This window comes from Paenibacillus tyrphae, assembly GCF_027925525.1.
In the GTDB taxonomy this organism is placed as follows: domain Bacteria; phylum Bacillota; class Bacilli; order Paenibacillales; family NBRC-103111; genus Paenibacillus_G; species Paenibacillus_G tyrfis_B.
In genome coordinates, this window is the sequence record NZ_BSDJ01000029.1 from 1 (window position 1) to 18,606 (window position 18,606).

The following is an 18,606-nucleotide window of genomic DNA, read 5'->3' on the forward strand; positions in this document are numbered from 1 at the left end:
ATCCCGGACGCGGTGCTCTCTTTTATTGATTGATATACTTCTCGAATACGAAGCCGAAGTCTTTGATTTTATACTGTTTGCGGGCACCGGTTAGCCAATCGAACGCAGCTTGGTTGATTTCCTTGAACTGTCCGGCGGTATCGATGTCGTGCTTGACCACGCGGTTTAAGGTAGAGGACGCCAGTTCGAGACTTTCCTTCGCGTACGCCATCGCCACTTCGTTCTCATGCGTGAGCTCGGAAATCTTGATGAGCGCTTTGTACAAATCTTTGACCTCGGCAATATGCTTCTTATGCACATCGATGGAGAACGCTGCGGAACCGGAGCCCATCGTAAATTTGATTTCGACGTCCAGATCCACCGTTCCGGCCGTTTCCAGCAGAACGTCCGAGATGCTGTAGGTGCTGTAACTGTAGCGGTGCAGCGTACGCTTCTTGCTGATGGCGCTTGTGCCGTCAAGATGGATCAGCGCCAGATTGGTGAAGCAGTATTCGTCCGTCTTGGACTTGATAAGGAAGTAAATTTTCTCATTGTCTTCGTGCATCACGTAATCGTCGGAGTCGACCTTGTCGTAATCCTGCGGTTTAATGACCGACCCGATGTCGCTGATTCCCAAGATGTCGGCGGCTACTTTCCCAAACATGTCATCATCCCTCTCTCCTGATCTGCTGGCTATGGTCAATCCATCTCGATTATAACATTCCGCGCTACGGAACGGTATGCTGCTTTAATCGAGGCCGAAAAGCTTATTCGCATGGTGCGGTGCGCCTGCTATTTCATCATAAGCTTCGGCATCTCGTCGAGCAGCCAGTCTAAGGTAACCGGATCGTAAAACGACCATTTATTGCCGACCACATAGGCTTTCCCATTTTTCACCGCGGGGAGGTTGCGCCATACGGGGCTATTCATGAGCTCCTCCGCCCCTTTTTTGGCGTTCTCGTTATTATCCAGCGTGACCAAGAAAATCCGGTCTCCGGCATAGTCGGGCAGCGCTTCATTCGAGATCGACTGCCACAGAAGGGTCGGCTTATCTTTAAAAAGAGCCGCCACTTTCTCCGGACGCGAAAAGCCGAGCGCATCGTAGAGCGTGGAGCTAAGCCGCTGATTCCCGTACACATAGAGCAGCTTATCCTGGAAAAAGACAAAGGCCGAAGCCGTTTCGCCTTCTTTGATGTAAGGCTTGAGCTGCTCCCGCTTCTGCTGGGCTTTTGCTTTGTACCGGGCCGTCCAGACTTCCGCCTCCTTGCTTTTTCCCAGCACGTCGCCCATCGTTTTCATGCGCGTAAAAACATCGTCCGTATAGCTCACCGCTACGGTAGGAGCTACCTTGGATAAAGCATCCAAGCTCGTCTGCTCCAGAAAATCGGGGACAATAATAAGATCCGGGCTGAGCGAAAGGACTTTCTCCACATTGGGGTTCACTCCCTCCCCTCCGATATCTTCGATCCCCTGCAGCTGATCCTTGGTCAGAATCAGACTGGCATTGATCCAATTCGTGGCGACCGGCTTTACGCCCAAAGATATCGCCTCGGCGGCATAATAATGGACGACGGCCCTTTGAGGGGCGGCTGGAATGGTAACCTCGCGTCCTTTGGCATCTTTAAACAATCGGGTCGCCGCTTCCTTTTTCCCTTGTCCGGCTTCCTTATTGGCAGCTTCTTGGCCCTGCCCGGCGGCGTCCGGAGTGCCCATAGTACTGGCGCAAGCCAGCAGCAGAGAGGCCATCAGAAGCAAGGTGCCGATTAGGCTCATCACTTTTTTGACAGGCAGCATGGTTTCCCCCTAAATGAGATTGATAATCGTTATCACATCCATCATCTTACATGACTCGCAACGGTCCGGCAACGAATATTTTCAACGCTCGGACTAGCTTCCACAGGCTAGTCTTCCCTGCATCTCCGCATCCGGGCGTGATTTCCAATAATCTCTAAACAAAACGAGGGGCAATGCCGACAATTAGGAATGAGCCTTGGATACACGGCACATTGAGCTTGTTGAGAAAGTAGTTTACAAAAATAGAGATGCAAACGTAGGTGGGGTATCCACTGGAGAAGCGATAGCGGCCGCCTTTGTCTTCGGGAAATGTCCGCTATTAAGCGGCTTCCATTCAAATTTCCCGAGGACAAGAGCGGTCGGAAGTGGATACCCCACCCCATCGTAACCTCTATGACCTCAATTGACCACTTTCTCAACAGCCTATTTGAACACAAGGTACATTATTCATCTGAGAAAAGGAACGAGCACTGCATGAACCCCATGAATCCGCGGTTAATTCACAGCAAAGAAACGTCGTACTTCATTATCAGCCTGCTCTTTAGCATCATGGTCTATTTCGGGCTGATCGTTTCGCTGATCGGCATCTTTTATCTATTGATCGGTCTTGGCATCACCTTTTTCCTTCACGGCCTTATGATCGGACATATCAAAAGCAACGGGGTCAAGCTGACGGAGTATCAATTCCCTGCCGTGTACCGGAAGGTGCACGAGTTGTGCGAGCGAATGGATATCCGGCAGGTTCCCGATGTGTTTGTTCTTCAATCGGACGGGATGCTGAACGCTTTCGCCTCGCGTTTTTTCGGCCGCAACTTCATTGTGCTGTACTCCGAATTGTTCGAAATGGCCGACAACGAAGAAGACGAGCTGGCTTACGTCATCGCGCACGAATTGGCGCATATCAAGCGGAATCATATGGCCAAAAGCCTGCTGCTGCTGCCCGCCCAATGGATGCCTTTCCTGGGCAAAGCTTATTCGAGAGCCTGCGAATATACCTGCGACCGGATGGCGGCGGCGTATACGGGGAACGCCCCGGCGGCCATCTCCGCCCTGACCATTCTGGCCATCGGCCGAACGATGTACGCCAAGGTGAACGTCGCCGAATACGTCGCCGAGAGCCGCAAGGAAACGGGCTTCTTCGTCTGGTTCAGCTACGCCCTGTCGACCCATCCGCCGCTGCCCAAGCGCATCGAGCAAATGGAGCTGATGCAGGCGCAGCCGCAGCTGTTCGGCTATGCCTCGCCCGCCTTCGAGCGGGAGTCCTTCGCCTCCTGAAGGAACCGACGGGCAGCGAATCCAAGCCCGAAAAGTCTGCCATTCTATGATGGCGGGCTTTTTTGCAACATTTTCCACGTCGTGCCGTATTAACCGATAAGATACGACAATTTTCCTAAAAATCTCTTTATTTTCCCGGTAGCATAAGTCGAATTTCCTAGAAAATTGTCGACAATGCAGGAAATAACTCTTATACTATTTGTAATATTTTGTTATTCCCACCGAAAACTCACCCAAAGGAGCAACCCGCTATGAAAATCAAATTTCGGCTGTCCCAAACCGTTTCCGCTACGCTCGCTTCAGCCATGCTCGTTACGGCTGTCCCCGCTTTTGCCGCAAACAGCGCCAAACCTGGCGTCAATATGGATATCGGCATTCAAGTCGACGGTAGAGTGCTTGTCCCGCTGCGCGATATCTCCGACGAAATCGGAGCCAAGCTGAGCTGGGAGGAAAGCACGAAATCGATCACCCTGACGAAAGGCAGTACGACCGTCCAATTAAAAATCGGCGACCCGACCGTTCAGGTGAACGGCAAGTCCCAGACGCTTGATGTCCCGCCGCAGATTAAGGACGGACAAACGTTCGTTCCCATCCGTTTCGTGGCAGAAGCCTTCGGCGCCAAGGTGGAATGGAACACCGAGGCCCAATCGACGCATATCGACACCAAGGAGAAAGATATGTATATTATCTCTCGGCCTTATTTCGAGCTGGACGGCGTGCCGCTTGTGTACGATGGCGAGATGAAGAACGGTCTGCCCGACGGGAAAGGCTTTGCCGCTAAAGGAACCTCCATCTATGGCGAAAAATGGTTTGAGGGCCAATGGAAGGACGGAAAACCGGTCCGGGAAGAAGCGCCCCCGGGAACTGAAGGCTATAAAATCTACATTAACGGAAGCTACTTGAAGTCGGATTATGCTCCGATCGTTCGCAATAACGCCGTCTATGTGCCTCTTTGGGCCGTACTTGGCAAGGTGAACGCATCGGCCCAAGCCGTAGACGGGGTCATCCGGATCAATCATCCGAGCCGCATTTTGCTGCTGCGCGCCAATAGCAACCTGCTGACGTATTACGGAGGCAAGATGGACTCGCACACGGTACGTCTGGACTTTCCTCCGATCTCGGAGAACGATGTCATTTATGTGCCGCTTGTCTTTTTGACGGATTATATGGACATGAAAATCGTTTGGGGAGAGCAGCAGCGGGTAGATCTCACCGTCGGGAACTTGTCGAAAAACAATACTTGGGGCAACCAAAATATCATTTCCGATGGAATCAAAAAGCTGAGACTTGATTCGGACGCCGAAGCGATATGGAAGAACTATCCGAACCTCTGGGTAGATTCCCTGCCCCGCAGCAGCGATGGCGCCATGAACGGCGGATTCGAAAGATTCGAGCAGTTGGCCGTCATCAGCTACAGCGGTCCGACCGTCGTCTTAAGCAATGGGAGCAAGAACGTCCAGTTTAATTTCGATTCGATCGAAGCCATCCATAGATCGTTCTTCACCGCCGATCCGCTGGCCCAATTCGACTGGCCGGAAAGCGTGAAGTCGGTCATTCGCCAACAAAAAGTCAGGATCGGTATGACCCAGGAACAAGTCCTGATGTCTTGGGGCAAGCCGGACGACGTCAATAAAACGACCGGCAGCTTCGGTACGTTCGAGCAATGGGTATACCGCGGTTCGAGCATCGGCAGCGGCAATTATTTGTACTTCACCGATGGCGTGCTCAGCTCGAGTCAAACTATAAAGTAAGGCTGACCCAAGAGGCTGCCTGTCAGAGGGCGATCTAGGCTCTATCCGGTTCTGACAACGGATAGAGCCTTTTCCGCTTAGCGGTAGCTCGCTTGCAGCCGCTCGCTCAGGAACCTGTTCATCAACAAGGGCAGGGAAATGAGGATGGGCGGGTCGTCAAGCCGGGGGACATGAAGCATCACTTGCTGATAAGGAACGGAGGAGTACGGCTGAACGACGATCGGCTCCCTTGAACGGGTGCGCAAGGTGTTATGCGGGAGTAAAAAGTCTACCGCCTGCATCCCCCAGGAGACCGATGTGGCCATAAGATAATAGGTGCCCGGCTTCACGCCGGTAAAGCAAAATTCCCCTAGCGAGGAAAGCAGCGTGCCGTGCAGCGGAATTCCTTCGGGAATCGGCTTCGGAAACAAGCCGATTAGAATCACGCCCTCAAAAGGGACCTCCGCCTGCACGGTCCCTTCGATTCTGGCATGCTGATCGAAAACGGGATGCCCCGATGTCCAATCGCTGAGCCCCTGTAACGTTCGGAAATGGCTGTCCGCTTGAGGTGTCGAGTTGCGGAAGTCGGACGGCGTCACGCCGACCCGTTCGGTAAACCTCGTTGTAAAGGTTCCCAGACTCTGCTGTCCGATCTCCAGTCCGATATCGCGAACGCTCAGATTCGTGCGCAGCAGCAAGTCTTTTGCCTTTTGCAGACGGAGGGAAGAAACATAATATAACGGCGGGAGGCCGATTCTTTCCTTAAAAATGCGCGTGAAATGAAACGGACTGTAGCCTGCATAAGCAGCTAAGCGGGCAAGCGGCAGCGGGTCGTAAATATTCCGATGAATATAGTCGATTACCGCGTCGATCTCCGGATACTTGTCGTTCGCCATTCCTTCACTTCCTCCCAATCACGTTCCTCTAGTCAAACGCTTCCATATCAAGGAACAAACGTTCGCTTTCATATTATCATAATTTTTATAGGCATGGAACAGTAAATTATAACTCATTTCCTCTTTTTCGCCTTAAAATGTTACATAATATGTTAGATTTAATGAACGGATTTCTCGCCAAAACAGCAATCCGTAAGAAACCGGAATTCCGGGGGAATGCTATACTTAGGATGAAATCGACAAAATTAACGGTTTGAAAGGATGTTGTATCATGGCGAAGCTTATACCTTATTTGGTCTCGAAGGATGCAAGAGCTCAAGCGGAGTTCTATATCAACGCGCTCGGCGGAGAGATTCAGTCCGTGATGACGCATGGACAGCTTCCGGATGCAAGCGAAGCGCTGAAAGACAAAGTGCTGCATATGTGTGTGATGGCCGGCGGAATTAACTTCTTTATGAGCGATTCCGTCTTCGAACCGCTTAACCATGGGAACGGTATTCAACTGAATCTGGAATTCCCGACGGAAGCCGAAGCCCGCGAGGCATTCGCCAAGCTTGGGGAAGGCGGCACCGTAAAGCTCCCGCTGGAGCCGGCATTCTGGGGCAGCCTGTTCGGCCAGATCGAAGATAAGTACGGCGTGATCTGGATGATCACCAACCAAACTCAAGCGAGCCAAGCTTAATCCCATACAAAGATGATACAGACCGCAGGCACAGCCTTGCGGTCTTTTTACGTGTTAATAGCTAACAAGCGATGTAATATTAATCCTTCATAAACAGAACATGCCTTCGATAAAATTCAACAATTCATGCGAACAAAAAAAGGGGGGTGACAAAAAAAGGTAGTGTATGTAAAATGTGTAGTAATGTCATTGCTTTTAATTGTCGCAATTTTTTGCCAACGGTTTAATACATCACTACGACGTCTTCCACAGCAAGCAACCATCGGTTTTGGTGACCTCACGAATTTCATACCTGTAACGATCGTCCATACGACGCGATGATCCAGGGACGATCCCCTTTCCAGTATTCAAAGCGCCTAAGTCCATACACAAGCAACTCATCCGCCTTAAAATCTAGCAGCCATAGTGTTGGAAGCGTTTACCAAACCAATGCAAATCGGCAAACTTCTCGAGGTGATCCTATGAACAATCCGTCGAGCGCCTTGCTTGACATCCGTCATTTGAGTGCAGGATTTTCCATCGAAGGGAATTATTATCGCGCGGTCGACGATGTGTCTCTCCGCTTGTTACCCGGGCAGGTACTCGGCATCGTCGGGGAATCCGGCTGCGGCAAATCCGTCATGTCCTTGTCCATCATGAAATTGCTGCCCAAGAAAATAAGCCGGATGGACAGTGGGGAAATCTGGTTTGACGGGAAGAACCTGATGAATTTATCCGAGAACGAACTGCTCAAGCTGCGTGGCAGTGATATCGGAATGGTTTTTCAAGAGCCGATGACCGCGCTTAATCCGGTATTTACCATCGGCTATCAAATCGAGGAAGTACTGGGGAATCATCTTGTGATGAGCAAGAAAGAAAAACGCAGACGCAGCATCGAATTGCTTAAGTCCGTCGGCATCCCTCATGCCGAGCGAATTGTCGGCGAATATCCGCATCAGCTATCGGGCGGCATGCGCCAGCGCGTCATGATTGCGATGGCGATCGCCTGCAACCCGAAGCTGCTGATCGCCGACGAGCCGACGACCGCTCTCGACGTCACGATCCAAGCGCAAATTATTGAGCTGCTTAAAGATATACAGCAGCAGAGAGGCATGTCCATGATTTTGATCACGCATGACCTTGGCGTTGTCGCCGAGATGGCCGATACGGTCGCCGTCATGTACGCCGGTCAAATCGTGGAACAAGGGCACGTCACGCAAATTTTCTACGAGCCCAAGCATCCATATTTGCAGCTGCTGCTGCAATCGCTCCCCCGCCTTGACGAGGAGCAGGAACGATTAAATTCGATTAGCGGCATCGTCCCGTCGCTTGTCCATATGCCCCGCACCGGCTGCCGGTTTGCCGGACGTTGTCCGAGCGCCAGCGACGATTGCCGGAGGCTGACGCCGCAGCTCGCCAATGTAGGCGGCGGCCATAACGTTCGCTGTTTGAACTTTTCAGCGTGTGTGCCGGCAGCCCGGGAGGAGGAAACTGTATGAATGATTTGACCGCAAATGACCGCCCACTGCTGCAAGTTCTCAATTTGAAGAAGCATTATCCGATTCACGGCGGGCTCTTTCGGAGACAGGTCGGCTCGATTCAGGCGGTGAACGACTTCTCACTTACGATGCGGCGGGGCGAAACCGTCGGACTTGTAGGAGAATCCGGCTGCGGCAAATCGACGACCGGCCGCGCGATCATGCGTCTCATCGAGCCGACCGCGGGCACGATTTATTTTGAAGGCCAGGACATTACCCGGATCAAAGGCGAAGGATTGCGGCAGATCCGCAAGCATATGCAGATGGTGTTCCAGGACCCGTTTAGCTCGCTGAATCCGAAAATGATGGTCGGCCATCTCGTTTCCGAGCCGATTCGCAATTATGAATCGCGTATCGGGAAAGAGCTGGAGGAACGCGTTGCCGAACTGCTCGTGAAGGTCGGACTTGCCGAGGACTCTTATTACAAATATCCCCACGAGTTTTCCGGCGGGCAGCGGCAGCGGATCAGCATCGCAAGAACGCTGGCGCTAAAGCCTAAGCTCGTGGTCGCCGACGAACCCGTGTCCGCGCTCGATGTATCGATTCAATCGCAAGTGCTGAACCTGCTGCAGGACATTCAAGCCGATTTCGGGCTGTCCTATCTGTTCATCGCTCACGATCTGAGCGTCGTGAAGCATATCAGCGACCGGATCGGCGTCATGTACTTGGGTCGGCTCGTCGAGATTACGGATAAGAAGAGCTTATATAAACGCCCGCTCCATCCCTACACCCAAGCTCTATTGTCCGCCGTGCCGATCCCGGACCCGAACGCCAAGCGAGAGCGGATCGTGCTGCAAGGCGATGTGCCGAGTCCGGCCAATCCGCCCGCCGGCTGCGCCTTTCATCCGCGCTGCCGCCATGCCGTTGCCGCTTGCCGGGAAGAGCAGCCCACGCTTAAACAGGTGGCGCCTCAACACGAGGTCGCCTGTCATTTATACGAATAATCTCATAAAAGGAGGATGCGTTCCATGGAAAAAAAAGCTTCAATGATTTTATCCGCCCTGCTGTTTCTTGCCGTGTCCCTTACCGGCTGCACGGATAAAGCGCCGGAGGGAACGGATACGCCGAAAAAGGTCGAAGAGAACAAAGCCGCGACAAGCGAGCCGAAACCGGGGGGCATTGTAAAGTACGGCTATACGCAGCCGTTCAAGGGCGTGCTTGACCGCGCATTTTACGGCGGTCAGGACGACGATTTGATTTTGCGGTTCATGATGGACGACCTGCTCAAAACCGGCGATGACCTCAAGACGTATCCCAATATTGCCGAATGGACGGAATCGGATGATCACAAGACGTTTACGTTCAAGATCAAGCCCGGCGTCAAGTGGCACAATGGCGATGAGCTGACGATGGAGGACTGGAAGTTCGCGCTGGAGACCATTGCCCATAAAGACTATACGGCGGCCGGGGGCAGCCGGTACAGCAACGTGGAGATGATTGTCGGCGTCGAGGATTACCGCGAGGGCAAAGCAAAAGATATTGCCGGCATCAAGCTGGTCGACAACTACACGATGTCGGTTACCGTCAAAAGCGCTGCGCCGAATACGATCTCGAACCTGTGGTCGTATCCGATGCCGAAAAAGTATTTTGCCGGTGTTGCCGTCAAAGATATGCTGAATTCCGATCAAGTCCGCAAAAAGCCGATCGGCATCGGGCCGTTCAAAGTAAAAAAGATTCAGCCGGGCGAGTATGTCGAGATGGAGCGGTTCGACGACTATTGGGGAGGCAAGCCGCTGCTCGACGGCGTGATCTACAAGGTGGTTGCCGGCAATATGGCGACCAGTCTGCTGGAAAACGGCGAAATCGACATCATGGAAGTGCCGAACAGTCAATTTAAAGACGTTGAAAAGCTGAAAAACGTCAATATCGATAAACAAGATGCGCTTTCCTACGCTTATATCGGCTTCAAGCTGGGGACGTGGGACAAGAAATCCGAGAAAATTGTTGCGAACCCGAAATCCAAGTTCGCCGACAAGCGCCTGCGGCAAGCGATGTATTACGCACTGGACCGGCAAGCGCTGATCGATGCGTTCGCCAACGGTCTGTCCAAGACGATCTCCGCCCCCATGCCGGGAGTAAGCTGGGCGAAGATTCCGGACAATCAATTGAATCCGTACGAATACAATCCCGATAAAGCGAAGAAATTGCTCGACGAAGCGGGTTATAAAGATACGAACGGCGACGGATTGCGTGAAGATCCGCAAGGGAACAAGCTCACGTTTAACTTCGACGCCATGTCCGGCACGGAGGTTGCCGCGCCGCGCGCCCAAACGATGATGCAGATGTGGAAGGATGTGGGACTTGACGTAAAGCTAAACGGAGGCGCATTGAAAGAGTTCAACGCCTTCTACGATGTGGTCGAGAATGACGATCCGTCTGTCGAGCTGTTTGCCGGCGCATGGTCGCTTGCCAGCGATCCCGACCCGAAGGCATTATGGAAGAGCAACGTGCTCTGGAATTTCCCGCGCTGGAACTCGGCCGAATCCGACCGCCTGATTGACGAAGGGATCAGCGAGAAGGCTTTTGATCAGAACTACCGCAAGGACGTGTATCACAAGTGGCAGAAGCTCGTGAATGAAGAAGTGCCGATGATGTTCTTGTATTCCCCGATCGATGTGACGGTGAGCAACAAACGACTGCAGAACGTCAAGGCGAACTCGTTCACGAATCAAATCGACGTTCATAAGTGGTGGGTCACGCAATGACCGTATCCGGGAGGCTGGGCTTATGCTGACTTATACGTTGCGCAGACTACTGGGCATGATTCCGCTACTCCTGCTCATCTCCGTTGTGGTGTTCACCCTGGCAAAATTAATGCCGGGGGACGCCCTGACGGGGATGATCGATCCGGCCAACGTAAAGCCGGAATATATCGCCGAAATGCGCCAGCAGTTGGGTTATAACGACCCGATTCCGCAGCAGTTCATCCGTTGGTTCGGCAACATGCTGCGGGGCGATTTCGGCCAATCCTTCATTCACAAGATGCCCGTGAGCGACCTGTTTTTCCAGCGGCTCCAGAATACGGCCATTCTGGCCACGATGGCCATATGCATTACCTATGCGATCGCTTTCCTGACCGGGATGGTCGCAGGCAGACGTCCGAATACGCCGATCGATTATTCGATCCAGACGGTCAGCTACATTGTCTATGCCCTTCCGAGCTTTATTATTGGAATCGTCTGCATCTACATCTTCGCGATCAAGCTCGGCTGGGTACCCGCCAGCGGATCGCGCAGCGTCGGGGTAGCCGACGGCACACTTGCGTATTACTTGAACGTATTGAAAAATTCGCTGCTGCCCGCGTTCGTACTCGGCTCTTTGGGCACGGCCGCTTATACGCAATTTCTGCGCAATGACATTATCGAGAGCAGCCGCAAGGATTACGTCAGGACGGCACGAGCGAAAGGGACAAGCGAGCGGCATATTTACAACCGGCACATCCTGCGCAATTCGTTGATCCCCATGGTTACGTTTCTCGGTATCGATATCGGGGGATTGTTCGGCGGGGCGGTCATTACCGAGACGCTGTTCGTTTATCCGGGAATGGGCGAATTGTTCGTCTCCTCGATCAGCAGCCGCGATTATTCCGTCGTGATGACGATAACGATGTTTGCGTCCGTCATGACGCTGATCGGCAACTTAATTTCCGATTTGCTGTACGGTTACGTCGATCCGCGTATCCGGCTTCGCTAGCATGAGAGGAGGATGGCTATGAATACCGCGACGAAGCCGTTGAATCAAACGATGCCCATCGGCAAAAAACGAAGCGCCTCTCCATGGGTGACGGGCTGGAGCCGATTTTTTCACAACAAGCTGGCGGTCGCCAGCCTCGCGTTTCTGGTCCTCATTGCGGCCCTGTGCGTTCTGGCGCCGCTGCTGACCTCCTATGACCCGGTTAAAATCAACCTGCGTCTTATCCATAAACCTCCGTCGGTGGAGCATCTGTTAGGAACGGACAAGGGCGGGCGCGACATTATCGCAAGATTGCTGTACGGCGGGCGCACGACGCTGATGATCGCCGTAAGCATCAGCTTTTTGGTGACGTTTATCGGGGTGACCATCGGTTCTGTGGCCGGTTACTTCGGAGGCAAAATCGACAACTTGCTAATGCGCTTCACCGATTTTGTGATGATCTTCCCATTTCTTATTTTTGTTATCGTCCTGAAAACGGTCATTGCGGACTCGGGCATCCTGGTGTTGATTGTCGTCATCAGCGTGCTTGGCTGGGGCGGGATCGCCCGCCTTGTCCGAAGCAAGGTGCTGGCGGAGAAAGAGAACGAGTACATCATGAGCGCCGTCGCGATCGGCTGCAAGCCGTTCCAGGTGATCGTCAAGCATTTGCTGCCCAATGTGGCCTCCACCATTATTGTGCAGGCGATCGTCGTGATGGCGGTGATGATCGGCGTAGAGACAGGCCTTAGCTTCCTCGGGTTTGGCGTGCCGGCCAACGTGCCGAGCTGGGGGAATATGATGTCGGATGCGATATCGCCCCAAGTGATTAAAAACCAATGGTGGGTCTGGCTGCCGTCCGCCGTCGTGATTACCTCTACGATTCTCGCCATCAACTTTATCGGGGAAGGCGCAAAGGAAGCGTTTGATCCGAAAGGGTAATTTGCAGGAACACAAAACGCGGCGGCCGCCCGAACATGAAGCACATGTTCCGGACGGCCGCCGCCGTGTTCATGGGCCGGTGCTTGAGAGCTAGCCCCTCCCTTTATTACATAAAAATTTCGATGACATTGCTAGCTTCCAACCGGTTGCCCTCAAATTCTCGCTTCCCAATGCGTACGCCGCCTTCCCGGTAACGGTTGGCTACGGGCTTCACCGTCAGCTCACGGCCGTTCATCGTCACCCGGTTCAGCCTCCGACCAGTCAGACGATACACGAACTTGACCGGAGCCCCCATCACCTCGAATTCGAACTCCAGCCCGTCTAGCGACGGCGGCAGCATCGGATCGATAATCAAGTCGCCCTCGATCAGACGAATCCCCAAGGCGTTGGCAATCAGCTGGTTCATATAGATTCCCGGACCACTGGAATAAATTCTCCAGCCGCCCTTCACCGGCACCGAGCCGTCGCGCAGCTCGTCGAAGCGCTCCTGCGCCTCGTAGCGGGTGCTGAACTTTGCGTCGGAGCTGCTGAAGTAGGCATTGCTTTGCCGAAGCTCCGCGTTCGGCACGACGCTCCGAAGGCCGACCGGGTTTATCGTGGCTAGTCCCCTCCACACCTCGTCCGATTTGCCGAGCTTGGCCATCGCCTCAATAAAACGGATGTGGGCATGGACGTACTGCAGGCCGATTTCCCTGCCTACGTTAGCCGCCTGCTCGGCCCGCTTGAACTGCTTGCTGACACCCCCGGTATAATTCGCCGGGCGATCCATCAGCCGGACGCCGTCCGGATAGAACAACTTCTCCTTGATGATCCGGTAATGCGTCTCCGCCTGCTCCTGCGTCAGCAGTTCGCCGATCATGCTGCGCGTCATCGGCAACAGCCGGTAGCGGATGCCGGTTTTCGTATCCGACGGATGCAGCATCAGCTCGGCTTCGGCCGGTTGCTCCATGTACACAAATCCGGGAATGACGTCGGATTGCAGCATATACCGGTTAAAGTCCTCCCGGATGCCTTCGCCAAGCTGTTTCAGCTCGGCCGCCGTCTCCGCGTCCGCTTCCACCAAAGCCACAGCGAGTTGACTGAATACCTGATACGTCAAAGCTACCGTCCAACTGCTGATCAAATAGCGTTTCAACTGAGTGCTCGCCGGCTGGAGCGTATCATCCCAATCCCCGTCGCCATACGAAGACAAGTGCGTGCCGTGCAGAAAGTGCCGCTTGATATAGTCAAGCTGCTTCTTGGCATGCTCCATCACCGTCTCGGTCTGTTCCGTGAACGTAAAGCCGCCCCGCTTCGTATAAGGCAACTCCACCTCCAGAATGGAAGTATCCCCGGTCGCCGTCAAATAATCGCTCAGCACCTTGAGCGGCCATACGATAATATCGCCATGGCTTTCTTCCTGCTGAATGAAGGCGTACCGGTCGAACATGAACCATTGCGGCCAGTTCCCGTCGTCCTCGTATTGATGCGAATACACGGTGGTCAAGATGTCGCGCACCACGTCGTATTTTTGCGTCGCCAAAAAGTATTCCGTCGGCCCCTGGCACACGTCGCGCGTTCCCCATGCCGCCCCGCCGTATTGCTCCAGGCCGTGCGGCACCGAGAAGTGAACCAGCATATTGTGCGTATACCACCATGCGAGCGTGTTAAGCTTGTCCAGCTCGTCCGGCCGTTCGCCGCGCTGAGTCAAGCGGAAGCCGTTCATGACCGTGCGGTAAAATTCGCGATACCGCTCGATTTCCGCATCGGCATCCCTTTCGGCAAACGGCAGCTCTTCCCCGTGCAGCAGGCCCTGCACCGTCACGGTCCATTCGCTGCTTGCGCTGAGAGCGAGGACGACCAGAGAAGCCGAGCCCGGCTCCGCGTTCGAGGCCAGCAGCCGTTCGTCTCCCGCCTGCATGTCCGCGCCTTCGATCCTCATGCGGTAGCACAGGCTCGGGTAAGCGCGGGCGCTGAGCGAATGGGCGTCCGCATAGAAAACGAGCGTCCGGCCGTCGTCCTGCTGCTCCATGCGGAACGGCAGCTCGTATTCGGCCGCATTCATGCACACCTGATTCGAGAGCAGGAAACGGTAAGGCTTGCCGCTGGCCGAACGGACATGCAGCACGACCTCCGGCGTATCCACGGTCGTATAGTTCGTGATCACAAACAGCTCGTCCGCCGTTTTGTAATACCAGCGGGCATAGTTGAAGCCCATCTCGAACATGGACGGCATTGCCAGAAGCCGGTACTGCCCGTCCAGCTCGACATAAATGCGCTGCCCCGACGTCTTCGGCACGTTCAGCGCATTGCGGGCGTTGGTCATCATTTTGTTGAACGACGTATTGCCGACAACCAACTGCGCGTTGAACATCCCGTACATGTACGAGGTCGTCGTGATGACCCGCTCGTTCATCCGGTCGTTATTCCCGGTCATGAGAATGTGTCCGTGCGGACGCTCCATGCGCAGCTCTTTTTCCTTCAGCACGACATGCTCGTGGGTATCGGTGAAGAAGGACAGCAGCTCCTCTCCGTCCTGCTCCACTTGCTGGCGGCTCGAGAACAGGTCTTCGACCTCTTGCCGCGTCATGGACAAGGTACGCAGTGGCACTCCGATCTGCCGCGCTACACCGACCTTCGCCTGCCAAGAGGCGGAGGAGGCCGGTGCCGGGGCCGAGGATTCCTGCTCCAGCGCCTCTCGCCATGCTTCCGATACGTCGGCTTCGTATTCCAGAGCGGCTACCGCCTCCGGATGGTTGTCCCGGAACAAGCCGTAGAAGACGAATCTCGCTTCGCCGGCCAGCTTGACCCGTTCGGATTGCAGCGCGATATATGCAAATTCGTATTGGTATACTTCGTTATCTAGCGAAGCCTTGGTCAAAGCCTCTGGCTCGTCTGTTTCCTTGTAGGACAAGCCGAAAAATTGAAAACCGTCCGTCGAATAACCGGCCGCTTTCGTCAGACAGCCCTGCTGAAGATAGGGGAACTTCCCCTGCTGCGGCTGATTTTGCCGGGAACAAACGACATATCCCTTCTGCGCGTCCTCGAACACCGCATGATCGATATACTGGGACAAGTAAGCTTCATTACTGCGGACGGCGCCCGGATGGGCGATACCCACGTCCTGTCCGTAGACGACGTCGACTTCCGCCTCCTGCCCGTATACGGCAACGTCCCAGAACCATACCCCACGCGCCGTCAAGCGAAAGGTTACTTCATAGCGAAGCTCGCCAGCCTCGCCTTCCCAGACGACCCGGCTGCCGTCCGCATGACGCACACGGCTCGCAGAGTGAACGCCAAGCAAAGGCGTTGCTTCAATGCCGGAAGCCCGGTGCTGCCGCAAGTACAAATTGTTCAACGATCCCGTCACCGGGTCGGACAGCCATTGATTGATCATCGTATCCTGGCAAGCCGCTTCGTACAGATCGCCGCTGTTCAAGAAGGTAAACCGTAAATTCCCCGCTTCGACCCGAAACCGGGACGTGTTCAGCATGGTCATCGTCTCCACTCCGTTTTCTTTATATTTATGGGAGAAAAAAACCGCCGGACACCATCGCTCCAGCGGTCCTTTTTCGAAATAAGTTTTAACCCGCAACTCGCGCTAAAAGGAAAGATGCTTTCGGATAAATTCAACCGTTCGGCGGTTCTGGTAGCCGCTCGTCGCATGTCCCGTAAACGGATGCACTCCGATCTCCTTCGTCGATCTGATCCGGTTGTACGCCGCAAACACGGTTTCCGGCAAGCATACGGTGTCCTTCAAGCCGGCCGAGACGAGCACCGGAATCCGGATGCGCTCCGCCAAATTCATGATGTCAAAATAGCTTAACGTCTCCATGACCTTGTCCAGATGCTCCGGGAACCGGTTTACGAATTCCGCCGCTTCGGAGAGCGAGCTGACCGAATTCAGAATGCCGAAGTCCATATGGCACATATTCGGAATATTCGCGATGGACAGCGCCGGCTTATCGCTCAAGGCGGAGACCAGCAGCGACAGTCCGCCTCCCTGGCTGTCGCCGGCCACGACGATGCGGCTGCGGTCGATCTCCGGCTGCGCCGCCGCCCATTCAACGGCTTGCAGCGCATCGACGGCGATGGCCTTGTAGTAGCAGGTCTCCTTATCCAGAATGCCCTGCGTGATCCAGCCTTTCGTCATCCCGTACGTATTGTCCAGCCGGTTGCCCGTCTCGCCGCCTTGTCCCCGGATGTCGACAGCGAACACCGCCATCCCCATCAGCAGCCAGGAGGCATACTGCTCGGGATACCCCCGGCCTCCCGTATACCCGTGAAACAAGACGACGCACGGCAGCTTCTCCCGCACCGGAAACTTCGGAAGCAGATACCACCCTTTGATCGGCGTATCGGCGAACCCTTGGTACGTGACATCGTAGGTATCCATATACGGGAACGGCGTTTTCTGCCGCGATCGCTGCGCTTGAACCGGCTTGTCGATCACATCGGCCAGCGTCCTGCTCCAGAATGCCTCCAGATCGGCCGGAGCGGTCGGCTCCGGCGCATACCGGTGAAGCTCTTCGATTCGTTTTTGAACTGCGTTCATGAGCTACCGCCCCGCCTTATCGCTAAAAATTATTTTTTCTGCTGCTTATACCATTCGTTGACTTCCTTCGTCCAAGCTTCGCCGCCCCGCTTGTTCCACTCTGCGGCGAACTTGTCGAAGTCCTTGTCGGTCGCTTCGCCAATAACCATCTTCACAGAAAGCCCGCGAACCAATTGATCCAGATCGGCGAAGTTTTTCGAAACGTTGGTCGACGGCATATAAGCGACGGCCGGGCTGACCACGCCAAGCTTGGATACGACGGTCAAGTTGTTCTTCACTGCTTCCTGAATGTTCTTCGGCGCACTCAGCGGAAGGGAGACGAGCGGATCGTTCGGCACGTTCCAGATCAGATAGGCGATGCCATCCTGAGCATACTTATCGCCAATCATCTCGATGGTGCCATCGGCATTTTTCTTATGGTGAACGCCTTCGACACCCACCTTGCGAAGCAAATGGGCTTCTTGCCCCGCCTGCCAATCGAGCAGCTCGATCGCCTTTTTCGCCTTCTCCTTGGAGATGTTGGCTGGCAGCACGAACTGTCCGAACATGCCGACGCCGTCCGGGAATCCGGTTTTGCCGTCCTTGCCTACCGGAGGAGCAATCATAATCAATTCCGCCTTCGGATCGACCTTCTTCAGATTCGTCACAAAACGGCTGTAATCGCTCGTCTGGGCGCCGAAGAAGATCCCGGCCTTACCGCTTTCCAACGTTTCCCACATCTGGTTGTCCTTCATGACGGTGAAGTTTTTATCGATACCGCCGTCTTTATACAGCTTTCCCAGCCACATCAGCGCTTCCTTCCGCTGCGGCGTAATGGAGGAGTTCATCAGCGTGCCGTCCTCCATTTTGCGCCAGCCGTTGCCGGTATCGAACGCCATGAAGACCGGGTCCAAGTGATAACCGAGCGTCTGGTTCAGCACGATGCCGACCGTATCCTCCTTGCCGTTCTTGTCCGGATCGCCTTTGGCGAATTTAACTGCGGTCTGATAAAACTCATCCAGCGTCTTCGGAATCGGCAGACCGAGGTTGTCCAGCCAATCCTTGCGGATTACGACGGCTCGCTCCATCTGCGCCGGACGCGGGATTCCGTACGTTTTGCCGTCGATTTTGATGAAATCCCACATCGACTGCGGCAAGTTTTTCAAATTTTTCGTATCTTTAATATAGTCATCGAGCTGCAGGAAAGCTCCTTGCTTCGCATATTGCGTAAAGTTCGGGTCCGGGAAGGACATGTAATGCGTAATGTCCGGCAGACTGTTGGCGGCGATGGACGCTTTCAGCTTTTCCGGATATTGCGCCGAAGGAATCGCCATCGACTCGTATTCGATGCCGACCGCTTCCTCCATCTTTTTCCACACTTCCGTTTTTTGCGGAGGATTGCCATAAAGCGGGTACATCATGCTGATCTTTTGCTTTTTCCCGGAATCCCCGGATGCAGCGCCCTCTTTCCCCGTGCCGCCCGATTTGTCGCCGCAGCCGGTCACCGCAACCAAAGCTGTAACAAGGGCCAAGGACGAGATTTGTTTCCACCGTTTTCCCGATACTTTCATGTGAACCCCTCCGTTTTATGTGTTCATAACCGCCATAA

14 protein-coding genes are annotated in these 18,606 nt (G+C 54.3%); 8 read left to right on the forward strand and 6 right to left on the reverse strand.

What is annotated here, in order from left to right; translation table 11 throughout:
* Positions 1-22: 22 nt before the first annotated feature.
* Together QMG93_RS26445 and QMG93_RS26450 are read right to left on the reverse strand one after the other, a co-directional pair.
* Complete coding sequence (locus QMG93_RS26445) at positions 23-643, reverse strand: PH domain-containing protein (protein ID WP_281941870.1); 621 nt, start codon at positions 641-643, stop codon at positions 23-25.
* 128 nt (positions 644-771) lie between these two features.
* Positions 772-1,773, reverse strand: a complete 1,002-nt coding sequence (locus tag QMG93_RS26450; RefSeq protein ID WP_281941872.1) for an ABC transporter substrate-binding protein — start codon at positions 1,771-1,773, stop codon at positions 772-774.
* Positions 1,774-2,247: 474 nt separating this feature from the next.
* On the opposite strand from QMG93_RS26450, the gene QMG93_RS26455 reads away from it, so the two are divergent.
* The gene (locus tag QMG93_RS26455) at positions 2,248-3,048 is read left to right on the forward strand and encodes a M48 family metallopeptidase (protein WP_281941875.1); all 801 of its coding nucleotides are present in this window, start codon (positions 2,248-2,250) and stop codon (positions 3,046-3,048) included.
* Positions 3,049-3,299: 251 nt separating this feature from the next.
* Positions 3,300-4,799, forward strand: coding sequence for a stalk domain-containing protein (locus QMG93_RS26460; RefSeq protein ID WP_281941877.1), 1,500 nt, complete (start codon positions 3,300-3,302; stop codon positions 4,797-4,799).
* Between the two features lie 77 nt (positions 4,800-4,876).
* Here QMG93_RS26460 and QMG93_RS26465 read toward each other — a convergent pair whose 3' ends face one another.
* On the reverse strand, positions 4,877-5,674 hold the full coding sequence (locus QMG93_RS26465) for a helix-turn-helix domain-containing protein (protein WP_281941879.1): 798 nt from the start codon (positions 5,672-5,674) through the stop codon (positions 4,877-4,879).
* Between the two features lie 271 nt (positions 5,675-5,945).
* Between QMG93_RS26465 and QMG93_RS26470 the strand changes: the two genes are divergently transcribed.
* The 6 genes from QMG93_RS26470 to opp4C all read left to right on the forward strand — a co-directional run bounded on the left by QMG93_RS26470 (position 5,946) and on the right by opp4C (position 12,484).
* Positions 5,946-6,356: a VOC family protein gene (locus tag QMG93_RS26470; RefSeq protein ID WP_281941881.1), complete on the forward strand. Its 411-nt coding sequence runs from the start codon at positions 5,946-5,948 to the stop codon at positions 6,354-6,356.
* A gap of 461 nt (positions 6,357-6,817) precedes the next feature.
* Entirely contained in the window at positions 6,818-7,834 is a 1,017-nt protein-coding gene (locus tag QMG93_RS26475; protein ID WP_281941882.1) for an ABC transporter ATP-binding protein, read from the forward strand.
* The gene (locus tag QMG93_RS26480; RefSeq protein ID WP_281941884.1) at positions 7,831-8,817 is read left to right on the forward strand and encodes an ABC transporter ATP-binding protein; all 987 of its coding nucleotides are present in this window, start codon (positions 7,831-7,833) and stop codon (positions 8,815-8,817) included. Before QMG93_RS26475 ends, QMG93_RS26480 begins: the two co-directional genes overlap by 4 nt.
* Before the next feature lie 24 nt (positions 8,818-8,841).
* Positions 8,842-10,578, forward strand: coding sequence for an oligopeptide ABC transporter substrate-binding protein (opp4A, locus tag QMG93_RS26485; protein WP_281941885.1), 1,737 nt, complete (start codon positions 8,842-8,844; stop codon positions 10,576-10,578).
* 22 nt (positions 10,579-10,600) lie between these two features.
* Positions 10,601-11,566 (forward strand): oligopeptide ABC transporter permease, encoded by a 966-nt coding sequence (gene opp4B / locus QMG93_RS26490; protein WP_281941887.1) that lies wholly within the window; start codon positions 10,601-10,603, stop codon positions 11,564-11,566.
* Between the two features lie 18 nt (positions 11,567-11,584).
* Positions 11,585-12,484: an oligopeptide ABC transporter permease gene (opp4C, locus tag QMG93_RS26495; protein ID WP_281941889.1), complete on the forward strand. Its 900-nt coding sequence runs from the start codon at positions 11,585-11,587 to the stop codon at positions 12,482-12,484.
* A gap of 106 nt (positions 12,485-12,590) precedes the next feature.
* On the opposite strand, the gene QMG93_RS26500 is transcribed toward opp4C, so the two are convergent.
* From QMG93_RS26500 to QMG93_RS26510, 3 genes are all read right to left on the reverse strand, one after another.
* Positions 12,591-15,962 (reverse strand): GH36-type glycosyl hydrolase domain-containing protein, encoded by a 3,372-nt coding sequence (locus tag QMG93_RS26500; RefSeq protein ID WP_281941891.1) that lies wholly within the window; start codon positions 15,960-15,962, stop codon positions 12,591-12,593.
* Between the two features lie 102 nt (positions 15,963-16,064).
* Positions 16,065-17,018 (reverse strand): acetylxylan esterase, encoded by a 954-nt coding sequence (locus QMG93_RS26505; RefSeq protein ID WP_281941893.1) that lies wholly within the window; start codon positions 17,016-17,018, stop codon positions 16,065-16,067.
* Between the two features lie 29 nt (positions 17,019-17,047).
* Positions 17,048-18,568 carry an extracellular solute-binding protein gene (locus QMG93_RS26510; protein ID WP_281941895.1) on the reverse strand — a complete coding sequence of 507 codons (1,521 nt, stop codon included), beginning with the start codon at positions 18,566-18,568 and terminating at the stop codon, positions 17,048-17,050.
* Between the last annotated feature and the right edge of the window lie 38 nt (positions 18,569-18,606).